General features: G+C 30.5%; 26 protein-coding genes and 2 other RNA genes. 10 read left to right on the top strand and 18 right to left on the bottom strand.

Annotated features, from left to right (window positions below; translation table 11 throughout):
- Nucleotides 1-4: 4 nt before the first annotated feature.
- Both ruvB and panB read right to left on the bottom strand, forming a co-directional pair.
- A complete protein-coding gene (gene ruvB / locus LNAT_RS06825) occupies nt 5-1,000 on the bottom strand; it encodes a Holliday junction branch migration DNA helicase RuvB (RefSeq protein ID WP_096259710.1) in 996 nt (331 codons plus the stop codon).
- Nucleotides 994-1,770 carry a 3-methyl-2-oxobutanoate hydroxymethyltransferase gene (panB, locus tag LNAT_RS06820; RefSeq protein ID WP_096259708.1) on the bottom strand — a complete coding sequence of 259 codons (777 nt, stop codon included), beginning with the start codon at nt 1,768-1,770 and terminating at the stop codon, nt 994-996. The genes ruvB and panB overlap by 7 nt, the downstream gene beginning before the upstream one ends.
- Before the next feature lie 49 nt (nt 1,771-1,819).
- On the opposite strand from panB, the gene trpA reads away from it, so the two are divergent.
- The 3 genes from trpA (at nt 1,820) to rnpB (ending at nt 3,421) form a co-directional block, all read left to right on the top strand.
- Nucleotides 1,820-2,545, top strand: coding sequence for a tryptophan synthase subunit alpha (gene trpA / locus LNAT_RS06815; RefSeq protein WP_096259707.1), 726 nt, complete (start codon nt 1,820-1,822; stop codon nt 2,543-2,545).
- A gap of 141 nt (nt 2,546-2,686) precedes the next feature.
- Nucleotides 2,687-3,062, top strand: a transfer-messenger RNA (tmRNA) gene (gene ssrA, locus LNAT_RS06810).
- A gap of 30 nt (nt 3,063-3,092) precedes the next feature.
- Nucleotides 3,093-3,421: RNase P RNA component class A (gene rnpB, locus LNAT_RS06805), an RNA gene on the top strand.
- Here rnpB and LNAT_RS06800 read toward each other — a convergent pair.
- A complete protein-coding gene (locus LNAT_RS06800; RefSeq protein WP_096259705.1) occupies nt 3,415-4,356 on the bottom strand; it encodes a tetratricopeptide repeat protein in 942 nt (313 codons plus the stop codon). The genes rnpB and LNAT_RS06800 overlap by 7 nt on opposite strands.
- A 78-nt stretch (nt 4,357-4,434) precedes the next feature.
- Between LNAT_RS06800 and dnaG the strand changes: the two genes are divergently transcribed.
- Entirely contained in the window at nt 4,435-6,054 is a 1,620-nt protein-coding gene (gene dnaG / locus LNAT_RS06795; protein ID WP_096259703.1) for a DNA primase, read from the top strand.
- Nucleotides 6,032-6,994, top strand: coding sequence for an argininosuccinate synthase domain-containing protein (locus LNAT_RS06790; RefSeq protein ID WP_096259701.1), 963 nt, complete (start codon nt 6,032-6,034; stop codon nt 6,992-6,994). Before dnaG ends, LNAT_RS06790 begins: the two co-directional genes overlap by 23 nt.
- Nucleotides 6,995-7,026: 32 nt before the next feature.
- Here the strand turns inward: LNAT_RS06790 and mrdA are convergent, their stop codons facing one another.
- The 10 genes from mrdA to LNAT_RS06735 all read right to left on the bottom strand — a co-directional run bounded on the left by mrdA (nt 7,027) and on the right by LNAT_RS06735 (nt 15,030).
- Nucleotides 7,027-8,808 carry a penicillin-binding protein 2 gene (mrdA, locus tag LNAT_RS06785; RefSeq protein ID WP_096259700.1) on the bottom strand — a complete coding sequence of 594 codons (1,782 nt, stop codon included), beginning with the start codon at nt 8,806-8,808 and terminating at the stop codon, nt 7,027-7,029.
- A gap of 358 nt (nt 8,809-9,166) precedes the next feature.
- A complete protein-coding gene (locus LNAT_RS06775; protein WP_096259696.1) occupies nt 9,167-9,640 on the bottom strand; it encodes an N-acetyltransferase in 474 nt (157 codons plus the stop codon).
- Nucleotides 9,637-10,227 carry a ribosome biogenesis GTP-binding protein YihA/YsxC gene (gene yihA, locus LNAT_RS06770; RefSeq protein WP_096259694.1) on the bottom strand — a complete coding sequence of 197 codons (591 nt, stop codon included), beginning with the start codon at nt 10,225-10,227 and terminating at the stop codon, nt 9,637-9,639. The genes LNAT_RS06775 and yihA overlap by 4 nt, the downstream gene beginning before the upstream one ends.
- Entirely contained in the window at nt 10,224-10,673 is a 450-nt protein-coding gene (gene lptA / locus LNAT_RS06765; protein ID WP_096259692.1) for a lipopolysaccharide transport periplasmic protein LptA, read from the bottom strand. The genes yihA and lptA overlap by 4 nt, the downstream gene beginning before the upstream one ends.
- Nucleotides 10,670-11,164: a hypothetical protein gene (locus tag LNAT_RS06760; protein ID WP_096259690.1), complete on the bottom strand. Its 495-nt coding sequence runs from the start codon at nt 11,162-11,164 to the stop codon at nt 10,670-10,672. The genes lptA and LNAT_RS06760 overlap by 4 nt, the downstream gene beginning before the upstream one ends.
- Entirely contained in the window at nt 11,152-11,649 is a 498-nt protein-coding gene (locus tag LNAT_RS06755; protein WP_096259688.1) for a KdsC family phosphatase, read from the bottom strand. Before LNAT_RS06755 ends, LNAT_RS06760 begins: the two co-directional genes overlap by 13 nt.
- A gap of 47 nt (nt 11,650-11,696) precedes the next feature.
- On the bottom strand, nt 11,697-12,266 hold the full coding sequence (gene hisB, locus LNAT_RS06750; RefSeq protein WP_096259686.1) for an imidazoleglycerol-phosphate dehydratase HisB: 570 nt from the start codon (nt 12,264-12,266) through the stop codon (nt 11,697-11,699).
- Entirely contained in the window at nt 12,267-12,953 is a 687-nt protein-coding gene (locus LNAT_RS08965) for a septal ring lytic transglycosylase RlpA family protein (protein ID WP_096259684.1), read from the bottom strand.
- The gene (locus LNAT_RS06740) at nt 12,950-14,284 is read right to left on the bottom strand and encodes a lytic transglycosylase domain-containing protein (RefSeq protein ID WP_096259682.1); all 1,335 of its coding nucleotides are present in this window, start codon (nt 14,282-14,284) and stop codon (nt 12,950-12,952) included. Before LNAT_RS06740 ends, LNAT_RS08965 begins: the two co-directional genes overlap by 4 nt.
- A complete protein-coding gene (locus LNAT_RS06735; RefSeq protein WP_096259680.1) occupies nt 14,281-15,030 on the bottom strand; it encodes a TatD family hydrolase in 750 nt (249 codons plus the stop codon). Before LNAT_RS06735 ends, LNAT_RS06740 begins: the two co-directional genes overlap by 4 nt.
- Nucleotides 15,031-15,124: 94 nt before the next feature.
- On the opposite strand from LNAT_RS06735, the gene LNAT_RS06730 reads away from it, so the two are divergent.
- The 3 genes from LNAT_RS06730 to LNAT_RS06720 all read left to right on the top strand — a co-directional run bounded on the left by LNAT_RS06730 (nt 15,125) and on the right by LNAT_RS06720 (nt 18,011).
- Nucleotides 15,125-16,441 (top strand): malic enzyme-like NAD(P)-binding protein, encoded by a 1,317-nt coding sequence (locus LNAT_RS06730; RefSeq protein ID WP_096259678.1) that lies wholly within the window; start codon nt 15,125-15,127, stop codon nt 16,439-16,441.
- Between the two features lie 351 nt (nt 16,442-16,792).
- Nucleotides 16,793-17,305 (top strand): molybdopterin adenylyltransferase, encoded by a 513-nt coding sequence (gene mog / locus LNAT_RS06725; protein WP_096259676.1) that lies wholly within the window; start codon nt 16,793-16,795, stop codon nt 17,303-17,305.
- Nucleotides 17,268-18,011: a hypothetical protein gene (locus LNAT_RS06720; protein WP_096259674.1), complete on the top strand. Its 744-nt coding sequence runs from the start codon at nt 17,268-17,270 to the stop codon at nt 18,009-18,011. The genes mog and LNAT_RS06720 overlap by 38 nt, the downstream gene beginning before the upstream one ends.
- On the opposite strand, the gene LNAT_RS06715 is transcribed toward LNAT_RS06720, so the two are convergent.
- Nucleotides 18,003-18,335, bottom strand: a complete 333-nt coding sequence (locus LNAT_RS06715) for a hypothetical protein (RefSeq protein ID WP_096259672.1) — start codon at nt 18,333-18,335, stop codon at nt 18,003-18,005. The two genes, LNAT_RS06720 and LNAT_RS06715, sit on opposite strands and share 9 nt — an antisense overlap.
- Nucleotides 18,325-18,753: a ribose 5-phosphate isomerase B gene (gene rpiB / locus LNAT_RS06710; protein WP_096259670.1), complete on the bottom strand. Its 429-nt coding sequence runs from the start codon at nt 18,751-18,753 to the stop codon at nt 18,325-18,327. The genes LNAT_RS06715 and rpiB overlap by 11 nt, the downstream gene beginning before the upstream one ends.
- A gap of 41 nt (nt 18,754-18,794) precedes the next feature.
- Here rpiB and LNAT_RS06705 point away from each other — a divergent pair, with 41 nt between their 5' ends.
- Nucleotides 18,795-19,571, top strand: a complete 777-nt coding sequence (locus tag LNAT_RS06705; RefSeq protein WP_096259668.1) for a pyridoxine 5'-phosphate synthase — start codon at nt 18,795-18,797, stop codon at nt 19,569-19,571.
- Here LNAT_RS06705 and LNAT_RS06700 read toward each other — a convergent pair.
- Both LNAT_RS06700 and asnB read right to left on the bottom strand, forming a co-directional pair.
- Nucleotides 19,568-20,338 (bottom strand): CorA family divalent cation transporter, encoded by a 771-nt coding sequence (locus LNAT_RS06700; protein ID WP_096259665.1) that lies wholly within the window; start codon nt 20,336-20,338, stop codon nt 19,568-19,570. The two genes, LNAT_RS06705 and LNAT_RS06700, sit on opposite strands and share 4 nt — an antisense overlap.
- On the bottom strand, nt 20,335-22,035 hold the full coding sequence (asnB, locus tag LNAT_RS06695; protein WP_096259795.1) for an asparagine synthase (glutamine-hydrolyzing): 1,701 nt from the start codon (nt 22,033-22,035) through the stop codon (nt 20,335-20,337). The genes LNAT_RS06700 and asnB overlap by 4 nt, the downstream gene beginning before the upstream one ends.
- 41 nt (nt 22,036-22,076) lie before the next feature.
- Between asnB and LNAT_RS06690 the strand changes: the two genes are divergently transcribed.
- The gene (locus LNAT_RS06690; RefSeq protein WP_096259663.1) at nt 22,077-22,868 is read left to right on the top strand and encodes a hypothetical protein; all 792 of its coding nucleotides are present in this window, start codon (nt 22,077-22,079) and stop codon (nt 22,866-22,868) included.
- On the opposite strand, the gene LNAT_RS06685 is transcribed toward LNAT_RS06690, so the two are convergent.
- The gene (locus LNAT_RS06685; protein ID WP_096259662.1) at nt 22,852-23,934 is read right to left on the bottom strand and encodes a hypothetical protein; all 1,083 of its coding nucleotides are present in this window, start codon (nt 23,932-23,934) and stop codon (nt 22,852-22,854) included. The two genes, LNAT_RS06690 and LNAT_RS06685, sit on opposite strands and share 17 nt — an antisense overlap.
- Nucleotides 23,935-23,970 lie beyond the last annotated feature (36 nt).

Below are 23,970 nucleotides of genomic sequence, written 5' to 3'. Positions count from 1 at the left end.
CCCCCTAAAACAAACCTGCTGGAGCAAAATTTAATATTTCATAAGTTTTTCTTGTCGCCATTCTCCCTTTCGGAGTTTTTTCAATATATCCGTTTGCTATTAAAAACGGTTCAATGACTTCCTCAATTGTATCCACATCTTCGCTTAAAGCCGCACTTATGGTTGAGAGTCCTAAAGGCTTTTTAGCTTCGGCAAGAAGGGTTAAAAATCTGATATCAAGCTCATCGAAACCGTATTCATTAATACCGAGCTGATCAAGTGCAAAATCTGCTATCTGTTTATCTATAACCTTTTTATTCTCAACCTCAGCAAAATCCCTAACTCTTTTTAATAGTCTTAGGGCAATTCTAGGTGTTCCACGAGAACGTTTTGCAATTTCAACTGCTGCATCATTATCTATATTTGTATTTAATTTTTTACTTGCAAGTTTAATAATAAGACTTAATTCTTCCTCATTGTAAAAATTAAGCCTGAAACTCATTCCAAACCTGTCCCTCAGAGGGTTTGAAAGCATTCCGGCCCTAGTTGTTGCACCTATTAAGGTAAATTTTGCAATATCAATTTTTATACTCTGTGCCGCAGGCCCGCTTCCTATTACTATATCAAGCCTGAAATCTTCCATTGCCGAATATAAAACCTCTTCAATTGTGGATTTAAGCCTGTGGATTTCATCAATAAATAAAATATCACCATCTTCTAAATTCGTAAGGATTGCTGCCAAATCTCCGCTTTTTTCAAGCATAGGGGCTGCTATTGTTTTAATATTTGCATTCATTTCATTTGCAATAATGTTAGCAAGAGTTGTTTTCCCCAGTCCCGGAGGTCCAAAAAATAAAATATGGTCAATGGTTTCACTTCTTTTTTTGGCAGCTTCGATAAAAACTTTAAGATTTTTCTTAATCTGCTCCTGACCTATATATTCGTCAAAATTTTTAGGTCTAAGGGATTTTTCATAACTTTCCTCTATACTTACTTTTTCTATTTCAACTATTCTCAATATATCTCCTCTATTCCTGGAAAATTACCGCTTTTTACGTCTTCCACATATTTTTTAACCGCCTCTCTTACCTTTTCAGCTCCATTTAAATAACGTCTTACAAATTTAGGTTTAAATTCTTCAAAAAATCCAAGCATATCAGACCATACCAATACCTGCCCGGTAGTATATCTGCCGGCACCTATTCCTATTGTTGGAATATCTATCATTTCTGTTATTTCTTTTGCAACCTCTTCTTTAACACCTTCAATCACAAGCATCACAGCCCCTGCTTCTTCAATGGCTTTTGCATCCTCAATTAGTTTTTGTTTTGAAAATTCATCTTTTCCTTTTACCCTGTAACCACCCTCGCTTCTTGAAAACTGCGGCATAAGCCCGATATGCCCGACTACGGCAATCGCATTATTTGTCAATAATTTAACAGTCTTGGCTTTTTCAGCCCCCCCTTCAAGTTTAACGGCATCCGCTTTTGTTTCCTTATAAACTCTTATTGCATTTTCCAATGCCTTCTCAGGCGTGGAATAACTACCAAAAGGCATATCACAGACTATATAAGCTTTTTTCGCACCATTACAAACGGCTTTTGTATGATATATCATCTGATCCATTGTGGCAGTAAGGGTATCGCTCTCTCCCATAAAAGACATATTCAGACTGTCCCCTACCAAAATTATATCCGCTATATCATCAAAAATTTTTGCAAACAAAGCATCATAAGCAGTAATCATTGTAAGTTTTTCTTTTTTATATAATTTATTCAATGTGTTCTTCATTACCTGCCTTTTGATATAATTTCATATAATTATATCACAAAGGAAATCAATGAAAAAACTAATAGCCTATATCACATGTGCATATCCTGATAAAAATTTTACAATAGATTTAATCAATTCATTAAAAGAAAACGGGGTCGACGCAATAGAACTTGGTATTCCTTTTTCAGATCCGGTGGCCGACGGTCCGGTAATTCAGGAAGCTAATAAAAGAGCGCTTGAAAACGGCTTTAAACTAAATGATTTATTTGAAGTAAGCGAACAGATTGGAAAAAATATCAATACTTACTGGATGGGATACTTTAACAATTTTTATCATAAGGGATATGATTTTATGGTAAAAAAAGCAAACGAGGCCGGAATTAGAGGATTTATTATCCCTGATTTACCTTATGAAGAAGCAGTTAATTATGAAGATAAATTCCCGCTTATTTCATTTGTAGCTCCAACTGATAGTAAAGAGAGAATTAAAAAAATACTTAAAAATCCAAAAGAATTTATCTATCTTGTGGCATATGCTGGAATTACAGGTGCAGAAAAACAGGAAGATTTGAAAGAAATCATCCAATACATTAAAGAAATTACCCCAACTCCACTTTTTATAGGTTTTGGAGTAAATGAAAAAACGGCAAAAGAAAAATCTAAAGATGTAGACGGTGTAATAGTAGGTAGTGCATTTATAAAAATTTTACTTGATGATTCTTTAAACAATAATGAAAAAATATCCAAAATTTCAAATACGGCAAAAAATATTAAAGAAATAATTAATTCCTGACATTTTTTGTCATCTTTTTCTTATACAATTGCACAAGTAAAATTAAAAGCTTAAAGTTTCCTTAAATTTTTCTTGATTTTTTAAGATTTTTTTGATATAATTCACTTGTCGGTCGCAATAAGGCTATAAAGTAGCTTTAATGGGGCTGACATGGATTTCGACGTGGGTAGAAAGCCCTAAGCTGCACGCGTGCCTGAGCAAGCACTAAAACGGCTCGCTAAAAATAAACGCAGCAAATAACACAAATTATAGCCCAGCAGTAGCTAGAGCTGCTGCTTAATCCGTAGTTTCGGGCGCCTCCGTCCAACAAGGTCTGCCACAGCCTTGGACGGAGAGTAAAGTGTGGCTAGGAGAGTCTCTTAGGGTGTGAGAGACTTTCCGAAAATCTATACACCCCTTACTCCGGTTAGGCTTTGTTTGTTGGGCCTAGGAGTCAAGTATAACCAACAAACTAAGCGTGTAGACGCTTAGGGTACTCTACTTGCGGACTGGGGTTCGATTCCCCACAGCTCCACCAAAAGTCCAAGAGCTTGGATTTTTGGTGGAGCTGGCATACCGGGAGGTTGCTGATTTCAGAGGAAAGTCCGGGCTGCAGCAAGGCAGGAGTCAGCCTAACAGGCTGCCGCCGAAAGGCGAGGGAAAGTGCCACAGAAACCAAACCGCCGATGGGCCTTTTCGGCCACAGGCAAGGGTGAAAAGGTGAGGTAAGAGCTCACCGGGAGTGTAGCAATACACTCTGTCCGGGTAAACCCACTCCGCAGCAAGAAGGGATGGTAAAGCCTTGCAACAATACCCTTCGCATGAGCGGCACTGTAAAGTGTGCGCCAAGATAAATAGCCTCCAAAACAGAACCCGGCTTACAGGTATGCCTAAAGCTCTATATTTTCAACTATTTTATTTTCACTTAATTTGAGTATCAGTTCTTCAGTGAATAATTCATTACAATGCGGACATCTTGTAGAATATATAGGGAAAATTTTTTTACAATTACTGCAAATATATTCAAACTCCAGTGTTGCAAGATTTGAAGGTAAATAATTTAATGCTTTAATTTCAAACGGTGTATTTTTATAAATTTTCCATTTGTTGTCTTTAATGTTTTTTGGAATATCATTTCTGTTAAAAAATAAATCTATATATTTATGATATTCATCAGCTATCAGTTCATAAGCATTCTTTGGATTTGTTTTAAACAGAAATTCAATATATTCTCTTTTGATAAAAGGATACTTTTTATAAATATCCTCAACTGTTTTAACATCTTCACAAAATTCAACATTACAGTTTTTACCGTTTTGAATATATTTTAAAAGAGCATTTGCTTTTTCTTTTTGTAAATCAATTCCCAATTCTTCAAAAATTTCTATAATATCTATTATTTCTTTATAATTGCCGAATTTTTCATCAATAATCAATAAAATTTTAAGCATTTCCTTATCTCGGGGTTTGATTTTTAAAACCTGATAAGCAATGTTTTTGGCTTTTTCCAAAAAACCGGCCTTAAAATAAAGATTTGCTATTTCTTTTAAAATTTCAGTACTTTTTATATTTTTATTTATCCAAAGATAAATTTTAAGTGCTTTTTCATATTCCCCCTCTTTATAATAGGCCTTTGCAAGTAAAAAAAGGGCTTCTATTGAAGAATCATCTAGTTTAATATTTTCAATTTCCAGATACTCAAAATCTTTTAAAAAGTTTTTAAGTTCTTTTTCTTTTAAATATTCCCTTAACTTTCCTATACCGACTGTTATCAAAACAGTCAAAAGAATAATAATCACAAATAAAATCAGCTGAAATAACGGGTCCCGCATAATTACCTTTCAAATTAAAAAATATTCTAATTATAGATTTTCATTTTCAATTATACATTATTTTATTATAATTTCATTATGATAAAACCAGAATCAATAGAAAATTTAAAAAGTATTATCGATATTGTTGATATAATTGGAAATTACCTTCAATTAAAAAAAGAAGGCAGCAACTATAAAGCCCTGTGTCCTTTTCACAGCGAAAAAACACCCTCATTTGTAGTAAGCCCAAGTAAACAGATATACCACTGCTTCGGATGCGGAGCCAGCGGAGATGCAATAAAATTTATAATGGAAATAGAAAAACTCTCTTACCCGGAAGCTATAGAAAAACTTGCAAGTATGTATAATTTTAAACTGGATTATACTTCATCAAAATCTTTTGTAAAACTCGATATCTTAGAATCGGTAAACAATTATTATATTTCAAATCTGTATAAAAACAAAACCGCCCTTGAATATTTAAAACAAAGAGGTCTTAAGGATTCAACCATTGAAAAATTTTCTCTAGGCTTCGCCCCACAGGCACAAATACAGATAAATTATTTTAAAAATGCAAAGCTTGATTTTAAAGCTTTAAACGAACTTGGTGTTTTGGTAAACGGAGAATACCCAAGACTTATTGAAAGAATTACATTTCCTATTTTTTCCAGTACAAATAAAATAATTGCCTTCGGCGGAAGGACTATTACAAACCATCCCGCTAAATATATAAATTTCACTAACACAAAAATATTTAATAAATCAAAAACCCTGTATGGTCTAAATTTTGCAAGGGAACATATTCTGCGCAAAAAAGAAGTAATCATAGTCGAAGGATATATGGATGTCATAATGCTGCATCAGGCTGGTTATAACACAACAGTTGCAACACTCGGTACAGCCCTTACTATTGAACATCTCCCAATACTTAAAAAACTTAATGCAAAAATAAATATTTTATATGACAGTGACACTGCTGGAATTAATGCAGCCCTTAAAGCGTCAAAACTTCTTTACAAAGAATTTTTTGAAGGAAGGGTTATTTTACTTGAAAGTGGAAAAGATCCTGCAGATATTGTAAAAGAAGGTGGAAATTTAGATGAATTTATAAAAAACGGAATTGAATTTAAAGATTTTATAATCAGCCAGACAATCAATAAATACAATATAAAAAATGCTATTGCCAAACAGCACTGTCTAAATGAACTGAAAGATTATATAAAAACCTTGCCTGATCTTTTAAAAGAAGACTTTATTAATACTTCCGCTCAAATGCTACAAATTAATCCGAGACTTTTTTATATAAGAAAAACAAAAGAAGAAATTAATTCAGTTAAAAAAATTGATATTGCGGAAGCTGGTATTATAAAAACCCTTTATGAAAACCAAAATTTAATGGATGAAATAGTTGAATATTTAAGCACCGATGTATTCAAAACACACCGAGAAGAATTACAGCTTGTTTATGCAGAAGAGTTTAACAATCCAAAATTATTGGATATTGTATTAAGGGATGATGTAAAAACACTGAATTATGAAAGTTTAAAAAATCAGATAAGAAAACTTTTAATTCCATATTATCAGGAAAAAGTTTTAAAAATAAAATCAGATAAAAATTTAACTCCTAATGAAAAAATGCATAAACTAAAAATATTAAATTTAAAACTGCTAAAACTTAAAAAAGGAGAACTTGTTGAAAGCGATAGCACTATTTAGCGGAGGACTTGATTCAGCCCTCGCCGTAAAACTTATCCAAGAGCAAAATATTGAAGTGGAAGCATTATATATAGATATCGGTTTTGAAGCCAACAGGGAAAAAAAAGAATTTTTAAAAAGCGCTGCTGATAAACTCGGAGTAAAGTTACATATAGCTGATATCAGGGATGAATATATAAAAACCATACTTTTTTCCCCGAAATACGGATATGGAAAAAATTTAAACCCTTGTATCGACTGTCATGCGAATATGATAAGGATTGCAAAAGAATATATGGATAAAACTGGGGCAAAATTTATAATTAACGGGGAAGTTGTGGGACAAAGACCAATGAGCCAGAGACTTCCCGCTATGAATGCGGTTACAAACCTCTCCGGTGCAAAAGGTCTTATTTTAAGACCGCTTAGCGCTAAACTTTTACCGCCTACAGTTCCGGAAATAAAAGGATGGGTTGATAGGGAAAAACTTTTAGGGATTAGTGGCAGAGAAAGAAAAATTCAGCTTGAACTTGCCAAAAAATACGGAATTGAAGATTTTATTGAAAGTCCTGGCGGAGGATGTCTGCTAACTGATGCAAATTTTTCAAAAAGGGTAAAGGATTTAAAAAACAATATAGGATTTACCTATAAAGAAATAGAAATAAGCAAAGTTGGAAGGCATTTTAGTATTAATGGATATAAAATAATTATTTCAAGAAACAAAGATGAAAACCCTGTTTTAAAAAATTACAGCGGAGAAATTTTTGAAATAATGAAATGTGATAATTTCCCTGGTCCTGTCGGACTTATCCAAAAAAATGCCCCTGAAAATATAAAACAGCTTGCAGCGGATATGATGGTAAGCTATACCAAACAAAACAAAGGTGAAATAATTGTAGGAAATAAAAAACTCACAGGTGAAAAAAAAGATAAAAAAGAATTTGCCAAATATCTTATTTAAATTTCATTAAATTTTTTTACATTATACATTATTCATTTTTTAATGTATCCATTCTTATAAAGCCATATATAAATCTGACTGACAATATCCCCCGCAGCCTCCCCTCCGTGACCTCCGTGTTCGATTAAAACGGTTACCACAAATTGGGGTTTTCTGTATGGCCCGTAAGTTGTAAGCCAAGCATGTGAACGGTGAAAATAAGCAAGTTCATCTTCTTTTTTTCTTTTTTTAACTTCCTGGGGAATTGAATAAACCTGGGCAGTTCCAGTTTTTCCCGCTATATTAAAATAAGGGATGTTTATATGTCTTGTGGCGGTACCTCCCTGTGAATTACAAACTTCCCACATTCCTTTTCTGATAATCCACAATTTTCTTTTTTCTTTTTTTGTCAATACATCTTTTAAAACAGGTTTGGTTATATTATTATCTATTTTTTTAACTAAAAAAGGCTTAGGAAGTTTTCCGCTTGCTATTAATGCGGTATTTACCGCAACCTGAAGTGGGGTTACCAAAAAATACCCCTGACCGATTACCGCATTTAATGTTTCCCCTATAAACCAAGGCTGATGGTATTTCTTTATTTTCCATTCTTTATTCGGAACAATTCCGTTTTTTTCATTTGGCAAATCAATTCCGGTTTTTTCTCCAAACCCCATTTTTTTTAGGTTCTTAGCTAAAAAATCAATTCCAATTTTAAGCCCCAGCTGATAATAATAAGTATCAACACTTCTTTTTATAGCTTTAATCAGATCTGTTTCACCGTGTCCCTGTGGCCTCCAGTCCCTGAATTTTCTACCACCTATTTCAATATATCCGGGACATTCTATTTTTCTCCATGGATTCCACTTACCGCTGGCAGCTGCTATTAACCCCTCGGCCGGTTTAACAGTAGAACCCGGGGGATAAAGACCGCTGACAGGTTTATTCAAAAGAGGATGGTAAATATCAAAAAGCAATTTAGTCCATTTATCGGTTGATATACCTTTTACGAATAAATTATTATCGTATGAAGGATAAGAAACTAAAGCCAAAATTTCCCCGTTTAATTTCATAACAATTACAGCACCTTTTTTATTTTCTTTTTTTAATAAATTATAAATAAAACTTTGCAGCTGTGTATCGATGCTGAGTGTAATATTGTGGGTTACGGGCTTTTTTATATATAATGTTTTTAATATAATGTTTCTCGCATTTACTATAACTTTTTTTTCACCAGCCTCACCTTGCAACACATTGTCATAATATTTTTCAATTCCCCTTTTACCGCTTATCTGGGTAAGAGTTATAACATTGTTTTTTTTCAAATCTTCAACATTTGCTCTTGACACATAACCTAACACGTTAGACAATACATTTTTATACGGATATTTTCTCAAATAACTAGGCATAATAAAAAAATCTTCATCCATCGAAAGAAACGGCTCTATTTTATAAATGGTTTTTTCATCTAAATATTCTATAAGCGTAATAGGATTATGGTTGTAGGGGGAATTATATATTTTATATGTTTTTATTAATTTTGTTTCATTAATATCCGGTAATATTGTTTTTAAAAAATCAATTTTTTCTTTTAATTCATTTATTTTTAAATGTGGAGAAATTGCCAAATTAAATCTCAGCTGATTAAAAGCAATAGGATTGTTTTTTCTATCAAAAATAATCCCTCTGATTGGGGCAATGGGAATTATTTTTTCTTTATTTTGAGTAGCTAATTTATTATATTTGTCGTATGATACAATACTTAAATCATACACCCTGTAAATTAACACCAAAAAAAATAAAAAAATAATTCCTATAACAATTTTGCTTCGCACCTAAGAACCTTAATTAACAATATATCAAAAGAAAAATTAAACAGTAAAAATATTAATAAATTTTGAACATTACTAAAATATAAAAAATAAACAAATAAAACAATATATATAATCAATACATAAATTATGCTTTGATATTCATAATTAATATAATCAACAATCTTTTTATATAAAAAAAATCTTAAAATTAAATAAACTGTTATTAAATAAAAAATATTTACACTGTGCAAAACTGAAAAAAAACAAATATAAATTACAGAAAAAAATATTTCATCGCAAAATAAAAAGAATCCAATTAATATCGGCAATAAAGGAGAAAAAGCACTTAAACTGTTAATTAAAAAAATTAAAATAATTTTTATAAATGTTTTATAAGTGCTATTTCGTTGCAATTTGGAAAAAATTTGCATTTTATACAATCTGCCCATATTTTTTTATCAGGAATTGATTCTTTCGGAATTTCAACAAATCCCAACTTTTCAAAAAACTCTTTTTGATAAGTTAAAGTCAAAACTTCTTTTAATCCCAGATTTTTTGCTTCGTCAATTAATTTATTTACAATTTCCCTTCCTATTCCTTTCCCTTGATATTCTCTTTTTACCGCAAGTGAGCGAATTTCACCCAAAAAAGGTGAAAATATATGAAGCGCACCAACTCCCACAGGTTTATTATTATCATAAGCTATAATATAAGATCGGATATTTGCCGCAACTTCATCATCATCTCTTTTCAAAATTATACCCTCATCTACATATTCATCAACAATTTCTTGAATATCTTGAATATTTTTTAAATTAGGTTTTATTAATTTAATATCTTTTCCGTTATTCATTTTTCATTTTCCATTTTATTATTTCCCCACAAAATTTCATTAATTTTTTCTTTTACCCTTTCAAAACCTCTTTTTTTGACATTGGATACAAACAACGCATTAGGAAATTCTTTTTTTAATTTAGAAATTTCACTCTGTTTCAGTTTATCTATTTTTGTAAAAACCGTAAGTATCTGCTGATCCGGCCTTATGAATGATTTTAAATAATTATCTACATTTTCGTCAATTTCAAGATTCGGATGTCTTGCATCTCTTAAATGAATAAAAAGTTTTATATTAAACCTGTTTTTTAAAAATTCATCCAGATTTTTACCCCATTCTTTTTTCAATGACTTTGAAACTTTTGCATATCCGAACCCAGGCAAATCAACAAGTATATATTTTTTACCTTCATCTTCAACTTCAAAAAAATTTATAAGCTGAGTTTTTCCCGGGGTTGAAGATGTTTTTGCAATTTTTTGATTTAAAAAAGCATTTAAAAAACTGCTTTTCCCCACATTACTTCTTCCAAGAAGTGCAATTTCCACCAAATTAGGCTCAATAGCTTCTCTTATGCTTGGTGCCGATTTTATAAATCTTACTTTCATTCTTTTACCTTTATTATAATTACAGCCGGTTTTTTACCGCCTTTAACTTCTGCTTTTTTGCTGAATTTATTAATTTTTATATATTTTCCTTTTACACTTTCATTGGTTTCCAGTTTTTTAACAAAGGCATTTCCTTTTAATATAATATCCCCGCTTTTTATATTATAATCTAAAAAATCACTGTAACCTTTATAAGTAGTGTTATTATCTAAATTTAAATTAAATTTCACATGTCCTATTGCTATTAATTCTTTTAATGACTTGTTTTTATTTAAATATACTTTTATTTCATCAGCTAAAATATTGTCTTTTCCTTTGGTTGCATTTACATCACCCTTAAAATACGAATATAATTTGTCGGGATAATAGTTAAAAATTTTACTGATAATTTTTAATTCCTGTGCATTTAATAAAACAGCCAATATAAAAATAACAATTTTTTTCACTTTTCAACCTTTATATAATAAATTATATTTTTTGCAAACAAATGTTTATGTTTATCTATTTCAAAGTATTTACCCTTTCCCTTTGCTTTATTTGAATTAAAAGTAAAATCCCAGCCTTTTAAAAGTTTCTTTTTTTCATTATAAAGTACATTTTTTGCATGTACATTATAATCATTATTTATATATTTAACAATTTTTGCCTTAATTATATTATTTTTTCTAAAAGCCCATTTAGCAAAATATTTTTCTTTTTTTACCAAATTATCAGCAAATAAATTGTCAAATTGATAATAATTTAGATATATATTGGCTTTTGAAAAACTTCCGTTTATCTCCAAAATATTATTATATTTTTTATATTTACCGTCGATGATTTCAATCAACGGTTTATTTTCTTTTTTTTCAGGAATTTTTTTATAATGTTTATTTGAAATAAAAATAGGAAAAATCATTATAAAAACTATTGTTAAAAAAATTATTATTTTTGCCATAACTCTAAAAATTTATTATATAAATTTTCTTCTTTTAACAAAATTTCAATCATTTCGGCAACCGCCCCCTCCCCGCCTTTTTTATTTAAAGGATAATTTACAAAATCATAAATAAAAGCAGAGGCATCATAAGGGGCAAATGTTTTTTTAACGAGCTTCAACATTGAAAAATCATTCATATCATCACCTATAATCGCTACATTATCAAAACTGATATTTAATTCATCAACTATTTTTCTAAGTTCCCCCGCTTTATCTCTTATCCCCTGTCTTATAAAAGTGATATCAAGTTCTTTTGCCCTTCTTTCCACAATTTTAGAAACCCTGCCTGTAATAATCGCACTCTTTTTTCCAAGAGTATTCCAGGATTTAATCATTAAACCGTCTTTTATATTAAAAGCCTTTATCTCATCACCGCTGTTTGAATAATATATTTTCCCGTCTGTTAAAGTCCCGTCAACATCAAGTACAATAAGTTCTATCATTTCATCTCCATATTATCACTTTTGATTTCTCATTATCCGTTTCCAAGTTATATAACACCTTTTGTAGAAGGAATTCCGTTTTTCCTGTAAGAAAGAGCCCTCCTAAGAGCCACGGCAAATGCTTTAAAAGCAGCTTCAACAATATGATGCTTATTTGTACCTCTTTTATAGATAATATGCGCTGAAATTTTAAAATTGAAAACAAGTGATTTAAAAAACTCTTCAACTAGTTCTAAATCAAAATCTTTTATAACTCCGTCTCTTGGCATTTCATATACAAGATACGGCCTTCCTGAAATATCCAAATCCACCTCAACCGCAGCCTCATCTAAAATTGCGACGACATTTGAAAATCTTTCAATATTGCTAACTGGAAAAACTTCTTTATTCAGCGCTTCTCCCAAAACAATCCCAACATCTTCCACACTGTGATGATAATCCACAAAAATATCACCCTCACAAAAAATTTCCATATCAATTCCGCTGTGTTTTGAAAGGGCTTCCAACATATGGTCAAAAAACCCTATACCTGTAGAAATTTGCGATTTTCCGCTTCCATTTATCTCTACTTTTACTTCAACATTTGTTTCTTTTGTTTTTCTTTTTATTTCGGTCATTTATTCTCCTACAATAAATCCGTTTATATTGTTTTCCATTTTGAATCTTTTAGCATCATTATATGTTGAGAATCCTGTAATAAATACCTTATTCAACCCGTTTATATTTTTAATTGCAATATTATATCCTAAATTTTGATATTTTTTTGCAGTAATTTTTGCTCCTTTATATCTTGAGAATGCACCGACCTGTATCATATATCCGTCGACATAATCTTTACCCCCAAATCCTATCACTTCTAGTTTTACAGGAGCCGTTCCTGTTTTATCAATACCTATTTGTTTAGCAGCCGCATAACTTAAATCTATTATTCTTCCTTTTACAAAAGGGCCTCTGTCATTAATTCTTACAATAACACTTCTGCCGTTGTTTAAATTTGTAACTTTTATTTTTGTATTCATTGGAAGCGTTTTATGAGCGGCCGTATAATCATACATATTGTATATTTCACCGTTACTTGTATATTTTCCATGAAAATTGGGTCCGTACCAACTTGCAATTCCACGTTGAGTCCAACCGATAGGTACATGTTTTTTAGGAATATAAACATTCCCATTTACCGCATAAGCATTTTGAGTCGGTTTATTACCCGGGGTTGAATAAACAACAGTTTCATATTCCCTGCTCCCGCATCCTGCAAATATGAAAATAAAAATTAATAAACCAATATATATCAGTTTTTTCATTTAAACTCCTGAGGAATTTTAAGTATCTGTCCTACTCTTATAATATTTGTTTTTAAATTATTAACTTTTTTTATTTTAGCATAATCTATTCCGTATTTTTTTGCAATTTTATTTAAACTGTCACCCTTTTTTACCTTATAAGTTATAAATACAGAATTTAAAGGAATTACCAGTCTTTCACCAATATGCAAAAATCTTCCTATTTTATTGAAATCTTTTATCAATTTTACTTTCGTATCAAATCTTTTTGCTATTTTCAGTAGTGTATCTCCTTTTTTAACCCTGTATACAAAAAAGTATTTTTTCGGATGAAAATTCAATTTAAAATAAGCTAATTTACTGTAAGGGATATAAATATAATATTTATAGGGAGGTGTAAAAATATAATTTAAATGATAATTGTGTCTTCTTAACTCTTTTAATGAAACTCCCAATAATTTACTTACATATATTAAACTGGTTCCTGCCGGTACTTCAACTTTTACCCAGGAAGGTGTAACTCCCGAATTTAAAAGATATGAATTAGAATATTTTATAAATTCGTCATTGTTAAACAAAAAAGACAAAGCAAGAATTTTTAAAATATATTTTCTTGTCTCTTTTGGAAGATACTGTCTTTTCAAACCTTTTTGAAATGTAAACAGTTCACTAAGAGTTAAAGGAACAGGCTTTAATTTCAGATATAACCGGTGCAGCGGTCCGTATGCATATCTTCCATGTCTTTGATAATTTCTTATAATTTTTCTGTACTCTTTTATTTCTTTATTTTTCTTACAGTTTTTTCCAAGTTTCTTACACAGTTTATCAACTTTGGCCCTGACAACCGCCTCAACTATCCTGGCTTCCCCTGCATTATATGCCATAACGGCAAGATACCATTTTCCAAAGAAATCATATAAATTTTTTAAATATTCTATTGCCGCTTTTGTGGCTTTGACAGGGTCTTTCCTTTCATCAACATATTCGTTTATTTTAAGACCAAATCTTTTTGCGGTAAGGGGCATAATCTGCCAAAGTCCTATTGCCTTTTTATCTGATTTTGCGTTTAATTTAAGGTAACTCTCGGCTAATGCTACTGAAATTAATTCTTTTGGAATTTTTGATTTAATAATTTCTTCCCTTATAAGAGGCAAAAAATCATATCCGTTTTCTAAAACATTCAAAAAGTATCTTTTTTTATTTTTTAAATAAATTTTATATAAATAATTTAATTTTTTATTATTTATAAAATTTTCCTCAATTCCCAAACTCTGTAAAATCTGAACATTTTTATTGGTAAAAATATCAGCATACAAAATAACAGAAATCAAAATAAAAATTAATTTTTTCATATGTTAAAAAGCCTTTTTGCATTATTGGTTGTTACTTTTTCCACTTCTTCTTTATCAACTCCCCAAAGCTCGGCAATTTTATCCCTTACATAAACAGTATACATAGGTTCGTTTCTTTTACCTCTGAGGGGATGAGGTGTAAGATATGGGGCATCTGTTTCAATAACAATCCTTTCTTTTGGGATTTTAGGAAATACATTTACAAGTTTTTTTGCATTTTTAAATGTAATAACACCGCCTATTCCATAATAAAACCTGTCACTGAATTTTAAAAGCTGCTCTGCCCCGTTAAAGCAGTGAAACACACCTTTTATATCAGGATTGTTTTCAATAATCTTTTCTGTATCAGCAGTTGCTTCCCTTACATGTACGATTATCGGTTTATTATATTTTTTTGCTATATTAATCTGTCTTTGAAAAAATTCTTGCTGCTTTTTTCTTTGCTTTTCATCTTTAACCCAGTGATAATCAAGTCCTATCTCCCCTACTGCCACACATTTAGGATGATTTATATTCTCAAGCAGTAATTTTTCTTCAAATTTATCTATATCTACAGGATGCACTCCAACAGCAAAATAAATCTCATCATACTTTTCCGCCAAATCAATTGCCCTTGGTAAATCTTTAGGGTCAGCCGCCGGAATTATAAATTTTTTGACACCAGCTTCTTTGGCCCTTTTTATAACCTCATCAACGTCATCTTTAAATTTTTCATTATCCAGATGGGTATGAGTATCTATTATCATTTGCTTCCTTTTGTAACACTCACTCTTAAAAAGAGTAATATAATTGTAAAGTATGGTAACTTTTAACTATAATTGTACAAAAAAAGGAGATTAAATGGCAAACAGACCGGTATTTACAAGAGAGGAAGCCTTAGAATATCATTCAAAACCAGTCCCTGGTAAAATTGCTATAGAAGTAACAAAACCTGTTAAAGATTCAAAAGATCTTTCACTTGCTTATACACCTGGGGTTGCTATCCCATGTCTTGAAATAGATAAAGATGAAAACTTGGCATACGAATATACAAACAAAGCAAATCTTGTAGCGGTAATATCAGATTCAACTGCTGTTTTGGGACTAGGAACTTTAAAACCTGTTGCAGGTAAACCCGTAATGGAGGGTAAATCAGTATTATTTAAAAAATTTGCATATGTTGATGCTTTTGATATTGAGCTTCAGGTACATGATATTGATGAAATTGTAAATGTCAGCTGGGCAATGGCTCCGACATTTGGAGGAATTAATCTTGAAGATATTAAAGCACCAAAATGTTTTGATATAGAAAAAAAACTTCAGGAAAAATGCGATATTCCTATTTTCCACGATGACCAACACGGAACAGCTATCATCTCAGGTGCAGCTATCATTAACGGTGCAAGACTAACTGGTAAAAAACTTGAAGATTTAAGAGTTGTGGTTATAGGAGCAGGTGCCGCAGGACTTGCTGCGTGTGAAATGTATAAAGCGCTTGGAATTAAAAACATCGTAGTAACTGACAGTAAGGGTGCAATTACAACAAAAAGGACCGATTTAAATAAATATAAACAGCCTTGGGCAGTAGATGAAGACATTGAAACTTTAGCTGATGCCCTAAAAGGTGCTGACGTGGTAGTTGGAAACTCTGTAGCAAACTGTATTACTCAGGATATGGTAAAAACCCTTGCTCCAAATGCTATGCTTTTTGTTATGGCAAACCCTGATCCGGAAATCAAACCGGAACTTGCTTTGGAAGTCAGAGATGATTTAATCATAGGAACAGGAAGAAGTGACTATCCAAACCAAATTAACAATGTTTTGGGATTCCCTTATATTTTCAGAGGTGCGCTTGATACTAGAGCAAAAGCCGTAAACATGGAAATGAAAATTGCAGCTTGTTATGCATTAGCAGACCTTGCTCAAAAACCGGTTCCTCAATACGTAAAAGATGCGTACAATGGAGCTGATTTGAAATTTGGAAAAGACTATATTTTACCTAAACCGTTTGACAGAAGAGTATTTGTTGATGAATCAGTAGCAGTTGCAAGAGCCGCAATTGAAAGCGGAGTTGCAAGAATTAAAGTTGACGATGTTGATAAATGGGTAGAAGGGTATAAAAATCACCTAATTAATATGTTAAAAGAAAAAGAAGGAATCGATTATTACGCTGAATAATTCTTTTTCTTTTTCTTCCATATACTCATTACCAAATATCCACTTCAAAGAAAAAAATATTACAACTGATACTTCACTTTCCTAGCATTCCATTCAAATTTTATTAAAAATTACAAACAAAAGGGCTGTTAATAAAATGGCAACTGCTTGTCATTTTTAACTTCAAGCGGTGAATTTGTGCGAATTTTCATTTTCTACGCTTACAGCCGTTATAGGTTAAATGCAATTTTTTAACGCAAACTTTTCATTAAATTCCGCAATACTGTAATATTTTTACTTTTTTGTTATTTAGTTAAACCTTTTTTCCATACTTCTTCTAAAAATTGATATAATTTTCCAAAAAGGATTTAAATGTTAAAAATTGGTATTGTTACAATTTCAGATAGAGCTAGTGCAGGAATTTATGAAGATAAAAGCGGAAAAGAAATAGAAAAATTCTTAAATGAAAATATTGAAAATAAATTTGAAACTGTTTATAAATTAATACCTGATGAATTTGATGAAATTGTAAAAACTTTAAAAGAACTAGCAGAAAAGAAATGTTCTTTAATTTTAACTACCGGCGGCACAGGACCTGCCCCAAGAGACGTAACTCCAGAAGCCACTCGTATGGTGATCGAAAAAGAATTACCAGGATTTGGGGAACTTATGAGAATGCATTCATTAAAATACGTACCGACTTCAATACTTGCCAGAGGCACTGCAGGTGTGGTAAAAAACACTTTTATATTAAATCTGCCAGGCTCTCCAAAGGCAATAAAAGAAAATCTGGAAGCAGTATGGGCGGCCATTCCTTATACAGTTGATTTAATAGGAGGAGATTATATTGAAAGCAAAAGCGCTTTTAGACCTAAAAAAAAATAAACAGAATTTAATCATTTTCTTTTCTGCTGTAATTATTCTTTTTTCTTTTCCTTTATATGACAAATTTACAAAAAATTATATTAACGAATCTCTTAAATCCTCTTTAATTACTTACGCTCTAGCCCGATCCCTTAATGCAGGAATATCTGTTATCAAAAATTCGTCAATAGAAGCCGGCGCATTTGTCAGCGGAAATGTGGCACTTGGAGAAGTGGTGGATCCGATTAATGACGCCGTTGAAAGGTTTTCTACATTACTTACAAATGCGTTATGGGTTCTTGGAAGTGAAAAAGTTTTATATGAACTTTCTAAATTATGGGGATTTGTAATTTTAATTCTTATATTGGCATTTTTAAACATTTTTATTAACAGTTCTATTCTTAAAAGACTTATTTTAATTCTTTTGTTTTTAAGAATTTACATGCCGGTTTCGGCTTTAATATTTCATTATTTAGAAAAAAGCTATTTCATACCCCAGATCAATCAAAATCTAAACATAATTAAATATACCGCACAAAACAACACATTAAACAGCAGCTCTATAAATAAAATAAAAAAAGAAGTCAAATATTATTTACAGAATTCGGATAAAATTATATTTTCTCTTTTAAATATTGCAGCAATTTTTATCACAAAATTAATAATTAGTATTTTAATCATACCTTTATTGTTTTTATATATATTACACAAAATTAAATTAGAGTAATGCTTCAATTTTATTTTCAAGCTCTTTTATTTTCTTTTTAAGCTGTTCATTTTCTATTCTATATTGAGCATTTCTGTTTTTTACAGCTTTTAAGTCATTTTTTAATTTATTTATTTCATCTTCAAGCAAAGACAAATTTCCAAGAGCCCTTTGAAGCTGAATTTGATATTTTTTAATTAGCAATTCAGCTTCATTAAGATTTTCTTTTAACAGTTTTTCATTTTCATAAGATTTTTCCCAAAAATGTTTATAATAAAACATTTTGAAAGTCAAAAAAAGTGTTAATAATATAATTAATGATAAAAAAATCCAATTAAATATCAATTTTTTTCACCCTTCTTTCGTGTCTTCCACCTTCAAATTCATGCGTTAACCATGCTTCAAGAATTGATTCAATCTCACCCAGCCCCACAATTCTTGCACCAAAACACAAAATATTTGCATCATTATGACGTCTGGCCATCGATGCAGTATAGTAATCATGGCAAAGCGCGGCTCTTATACCTTTATGTTTATTAGCAGCAAGACTCATTCCAATTCCGCTGCCGCAAATTAAAATCCCCTTAGTCCCAGGATTTGCTAAAACCGCTTCGGCAACTTTATGAGCAAAGTCCGGATAATCTACACTTTCAGATGAATAACACCCCAAATCCTCTACTTCAAGCCCCTTTTTTTGTAAATAATCAATTACAAAAGGTTTAACTTCAAATCCGGCATGATCCGTTCCGATAAAATACTTCATAAACGTCCTTTTTGATAAAATTATAACAAAAAAGGAATAAAATGAAACTTGGAGTAAATATAGACCATATTGCAACCATAAGGGAAGCCAGAAAAATAAACGAACCAGACCCTTTAATGGCACTTGAGATTTTAAAAGAAGCGGGAGCAGACCAAGTTACAACACATTTAAGAGAAGACAGAAGACATATAAATGATTTTGATGCGAAAAGAATAATTGAAAGCAGTTTCCTGCCCGTAAATATGGAATGCAGTATAAATGAAGAAATTATTGACATTATCTGTAATTTAAAACCTTTCCGTGCAACATTGGTCCCTGAAAAAAGAGAAGAGGTGACAACTGAGGGCGGACTTGATTTATTTAAAAACGAAAAAAGAATCTTAAATGCAATAGACAAACTTCACAAAAATGATATTGAAGTTTCACTGTTTATAGATCCAGATTTTGCTCAAATTAAAAAAGCAAAAGAGATGAAAGCGGAAATGATAGAACTGCATACAGGAAAATATGCAAATTTACATTTAGCCCTTTTTAGCAATCTTAATCACACACCTAACAAAATTTTTAAACAAATGGATAGAAAAACACTTAAAAAAGAACTGGAACTTGAAATTAACTTAATAAAAGACGCCTCAAAATTAGCAAAAGATTTAGATTTGGAAGTTGCAGCAGGGCATGGGCTCAATTATCAAAATGTTACTGAAATTGCTAAAATTCCTGAAATTACGGAATTAAATATAGGACACAGTATAATTGCCAATGCTGTTTTTATAGGTCTTAAAGAGGCTGTTATAAAAATGAGGGAGTTAATAAATTAACTCTTCATCATTTTCCAGATAATATAAACAACCGGAATTTCTAAAACAACTCCTATTATCACAGCTTTTAACGTTCCGTTTGGATCGTTGGCAAGCGGAAGACCCCCTGTATTCATTCCAAAAAATCCTGTTATTAATGTAAGCGGTAAAAAAATACCTGAAATTAAAGTCAAAACAAACATTATATTATTCATTTTCTCATCCTGGCGGGTTTTATAAAAATCATACAAATAATCGACTTTCTCAATAGCCTGATGTGAAAAACGAAAAGCCCTTTCAAAATGTTCTTTTAAATCTAAAAAACCGTAATTATTTTCCAATTTTTCTTTAAAATGTCTCAAAAATCTTTCATATGCAACCATCGCATGGCCTATTAATCTTTCTATTAAAACCAAATCTTTTTTACATTCAAGCCATATCTTTGAAAAATCCTCTTTTTTGTTTTCATATAAATCGTCTTCCATTTTTGCAATTTTTATATGGAGTCTGTTAAGTTTGGCTAAAATTTTATCAAGCCTTATATCCAAAAATTTATGCAAATCATCAAAATCGCCTAATATTTCAAATTCTTTCTTTTCCCTGTTATAAATATAAACTTTTTCTTTTATTAAAAAAGCATAAGACACAATTTCAATTTTTTCTTTTTTAACATCAATAAAAGGAAGTCTTAAAATTAAGACAGCCATATTGTTTTGAATCTCAAAATCACTCGGATGGTCTTTATTTTCAATATCATCAATTAAATATTTGTTTATATTAAATTTCATAAAAATTCCTTCTCACACCATCTGCTAAAAAGATATAAACTCCATAAATGCTGTTTATATCTTTTATGCCCTGTTTTAATTATTTCTTTTAAATACTCTTCATTAAAAATTCTGCTTTTTCTATTTATATCAACAATTCTTTTTAATTCATTCTCTTCTTTTAACCATTCATAAAATGGAAAGGCAAATCCTTTTTTTCTTCTGTTTATTATACTAATTGGCAGATATTTTTTAGCCGTCTCTTTAACAATCCATTTATTTTTACCTCTGACAACTTCCGGCAGAGAAAAAACGAATTGTACCAAACTTCTATCCAAAAAAGGGCTTCTAGCTTCAATGCTATTTGACATAAACATTTTATCAAGTTTCATTAAAAGCACTTCCCCAACCCAGACTTTTAAATCAAAATAGGTAAAATCAAAACTTCTCCAACCTTTTAAAAATCTTTTATAATCAACTTCCTTAGCTTTTACTTTTAAAACTTTATTTATCTGTCTTTGAAAAAAAATTTCATTTATTCCCCTGAAAACCTCTTCATTTGCAAAAAACCTCCTAAAAACCTCCCACTCTTTTATATCTTCATAATGTCTCTCAAGATATTTTTTAAGCCACATTTTATTTGGCAAATATGCATCCAAAAACCCTAAATATTCATTATAACGCCTGTATCCCAAAAACAGTTCATCACTTCCTTCACCGCTTAAAACAACTTTTAAAGGAATATGTTTTGCAAGAAATTTTGCGGCAAAAAAACTGCTGTCACCAATCGGTTCATCCATATAAAAAAGCACATTTTCAAATTCGTCAAAAAAATCTTTTTTAGTAAAATTTACTTCAAAATGTTCTGAATCTATATGATTAGCAACAACCCTCGCATATTTTCTCTCATCATAATTATCATATCCCTCGTAACCGATTGAAAAAGTTTTTAACTTTCTAAATTTTGAAGTAACGGAGGCAATTAAACTGCTGTCAACCCCGCCGCTAAGAAGCGAACCTATTTCAACTTCACCCTGAAGCCTCTTTTTTATACTCTCTGTCAGTAATTTTTCAAATTCATTACAAACATTATCCTTTGTCCATTTTTCATTTTCAATTCTTTCAAAATCACACCACCTTTTTATCTCTCCGTCATAAAAACATCCCGCAGGAAGTTTATAGATACTGTTATAAATCGTATTTGGTGCAATAGAAGAATTGTAGGCAAGATACTCGGCCAATGCATCAAAATTTAATTTTTTTTCAATAAAAGGCAAAATTGCTTTAATTTCACTTGCAAAAATTCCTGATTTTGTAAAATAAAGTGGTTTTTTGCCAAATTCATCCCGAAATAAATATAACTTTTTATCAAAAATTGCAATAGCAAACATTCCATCAAGTTTTTTAACAAAATCCACTCCAAGTCTCTCCCACAACCCAGCAATTACCTCTATTTCTGTTTTTACATTCAGATTATATTGCTTTATCAAATCTTTATAATTATAAATCTCCCCGTTAAATACAAAAACTCTATTTCCGATTTTTAAAGGCTGTAAATTTTTATCTATATTTTCAATTGCCAAACGGTTAAATCCAAAAACGCCATCTTTAAATTCCACAATATTTTGATAATCACTGCCTCTGTGTATCATTAAATCAAGGACATATCTTACTTTTTTTAAATCATATTTTCCAATAATTCCAAATATTGCACACAAAAGTAGCCTTTTTTGATAGAATTCTAACAAAAAGGGCTTAAATGAAAGAAATTTTTCAATACACATTTACAACTTTTGCGGAATGGAAAAAATTATTGATTGTAATTTTACTTGTATCCATTTTCACACTCATTGAAGCATATCCGGTAATCAGTATAGTTGCGTTTATTTTGGAAAAAATGATTTATTTAAGTATAGGGGGATTTTTAATATATTTGGTTAAAAATACAGCAAATATTGATGAATATTTCCATAATTTAAAAATTCAGCCTCTCAGCAGTTTTTTATTTCATTTTATTCCAACAGCAACCGGAATACTTCTTGGCAATTTTATAATAATTTCTTTCTGGATGTTTTTATTTGTAATAATTTTAAATTTCAGCGGTAGCGTATATCTGCTTGCAGATCCCCATTCATTTTTATTAAATATACAAAACGCATCATTTATAGCCCAGATTATGCTTGGAATATATTTAATTTATTTTTTATTTTTCAGTTACATATATTTGGGAAAACTGGGAGAAGCATTAGACAAAGAAGATTTCAAAGGGGCTTTTCTGTCAATTTTAAGTTCTTTAATTGATTTTAAATTCTGGATAAAAACATTCAATTTAAAATATTTTTTAATTTATTTGATATGGTCAATTATTTTATCAGTTATATATTCAATTCTTTCATTTGCATATCTATTTTATATTTTTCCTACAATATTTAATAATCCGAATATAACTTTAGTAGTAATACCCGTTTTCGTAGGTATTACTACATTTTTAACTTATTTTACATTTTTCAGTAGTTTCTTTGCTTATAAAAGCACTATGCAATATCCATAGCGCTTTTTGGTTTTTCCTCTGTTATTCTGATATTTTCTGCATCTTTCGGAACAGGTACAATTTTTTCTCTTTTAATCCATCTTGTTGGAAGATGAATTTTTTTACCTCTAATTACAATATCAGCCTCTCTTACTTCATTTTCATACTCTATTTTAATACCCCAAACCTTGTTTCCAAATCTGTTTACAAAATAATCAGGGCCTACAATTTTAACATTTCTTATTTTCTCAGGTAAATATATTCTTTTTGCATAATCTCTTTTCCTTTTTGGCAAATAATATACAAGCCAGTAAACTTTTGCACCTTTTTCATATTTAGCCTCGGTTGGAATATAGGTTTCAGATTTTTTTTCTTCTACCAATAGTTTTTTCATATATGTATTAATTTCTTCATTATTTTTAAATTCAAAATCATTAACACTTACACTTTGGTAATAAACATCAAATCCGTTAACCTCAGCAATAATATTAGCAAGTTTTACACTTCTTTCTTTTTCGGCTAGTATCAATTTATCAATTGCAGCCAAAATACCTTCATCAAAATGAGAATTAAAACTTTCCAAATAAGGAAGTATTGATAAAATATCAACTGCATTTTTCAATTTATTCAAACATTCAACATTTTCACATAAAACCATTGCTTTTCTGATATCACAAAATTCTTCCCTTAAATCCTCTAAAATATCAAGACTTAATTTTAATGAAAAAATATTTTTTGTTAATTCGTCAATTACAGTTTGAGGAATCTGTTTTAATTGATGTTCAATATCTATTTCTTTTTTCCAAGGAAAATATTCTTTATCGAATCCCTTATATTTGGCAATTATATTTGCTGTTTTTACAGTAATCCTGTTTTCTTCAATAGCAGCTTCTCTTAATTTATCTATTTCATTTTCAAATTTTTTTTGCCAGAAAGGAGAATATGTAAGAGTACATAAATAGTCGCTTCTTTTTTTAAGCTCGCTTAATTCCGCTTCATCTTCCACTTTTAACATTTCATCTCTAATAATACAGTTAATCCTGCTTATATCTTTAATATCTTCAACTTTTCCATAAATTCTAGCCATCATCCCCTCCTTCAAGTATTATTATTGTTATTATAT

It is taken from the genome of Lebetimonas natsushimae (assembly GCF_002335445.1).
GTDB classification, from domain to species: Bacteria; Campylobacterota; Campylobacteria; order Campylobacterales; family Nautiliaceae; genus Lebetimonas; species Lebetimonas natsushimae.
This window is presented reverse-complemented; position numbering and strand designations above follow the sequence as displayed.

Excerpts from the sequence above, each read along its gene's own strand:
- panB (WP_096259708.1), bottom strand. The coding sequence starts at position 1,770 with ATGAAGAACACATTGAATAAATTATATAAAAAAGAAAAACTTACAATG.
- trpA (WP_096259707.1), top strand. The coding sequence starts at position 1,820 with ATGAAAAAACTAATAGCCTATATCACATGTGCATATCCTGATAAAAAT.
- LNAT_RS06800 (WP_096259705.1), bottom strand. The coding sequence starts at position 4,356 with ATGCGGGACCCGTTATTTCAGCTGATTTTATTTGTGATTATTATTCTT.
- dnaG (WP_096259703.1), top strand. The coding sequence starts at position 4,435 with ATGATAAAACCAGAATCAATAGAAAATTTAAAAAGTATTATCGATATT.
- LNAT_RS06775 (WP_096259696.1), bottom strand. The coding sequence starts at position 9,640 with ATGAATAACGGAAAAGATATTAAATTAATAAAACCTAATTTAAAAAAT.
- yihA (WP_096259694.1), bottom strand. The coding sequence starts at position 10,227 with ATGAAAGTAAGATTTATAAAATCGGCACCAAGCATAAGAGAAGCTATT.
- LNAT_RS06760 (WP_096259690.1), bottom strand. The coding sequence starts at position 11,164 with ATGGCAAAAATAATAATTTTTTTAACAATAGTTTTTATAATGATTTTT.
- LNAT_RS06755 (WP_096259688.1), bottom strand. The coding sequence starts at position 11,649 with ATGATAGAACTTATTGTACTTGATGTTGACGGGACTTTAACAGACGGG.
- hisB (WP_096259686.1), bottom strand. The coding sequence starts at position 12,266 with ATGACCGAAATAAAAAGAAAAACAAAAGAAACAAATGTTGAAGTAAAA.
- LNAT_RS08965 (WP_096259684.1), bottom strand. The coding sequence starts at position 12,953 with ATGAAAAAACTGATATATATTGGTTTATTAATTTTTATTTTCATATTT.
- LNAT_RS06740 (WP_096259682.1), bottom strand. The coding sequence starts at position 14,284 with ATGAAAAAATTAATTTTTATTTTGATTTCTGTTATTTTGTATGCTGAT.
- LNAT_RS06735 (WP_096259680.1), bottom strand. The coding sequence starts at position 15,030 with ATGATAATAGATACTCATACCCATCTGGATAATGAAAAATTTAAAGAT.
- LNAT_RS06730 (WP_096259678.1), top strand. The coding sequence starts at position 15,125 with ATGGCAAACAGACCGGTATTTACAAGAGAGGAAGCCTTAGAATATCAT.
- mog (WP_096259676.1), top strand. The coding sequence starts at position 16,793 with ATGTTAAAAATTGGTATTGTTACAATTTCAGATAGAGCTAGTGCAGGA.
- rpiB (WP_096259670.1), bottom strand. The coding sequence starts at position 18,753 with ATGAAGTATTTTATCGGAACGGATCATGCCGGATTTGAAGTTAAACCT.
- LNAT_RS06705 (WP_096259668.1), top strand. The coding sequence starts at position 18,795 with ATGAAACTTGGAGTAAATATAGACCATATTGCAACCATAAGGGAAGCC.
- LNAT_RS06700 (WP_096259665.1), bottom strand. The coding sequence starts at position 20,338 with ATGAAATTTAATATAAACAAATATTTAATTGATGATATTGAAAATAAA.
- LNAT_RS06690 (WP_096259663.1), top strand. The coding sequence starts at position 22,077 with ATGAAAGAAATTTTTCAATACACATTTACAACTTTTGCGGAATGGAAA.
- LNAT_RS06685 (WP_096259662.1), bottom strand. The coding sequence starts at position 23,934 with ATGGCTAGAATTTATGGAAAAGTTGAAGATATTAAAGATATAAGCAGG.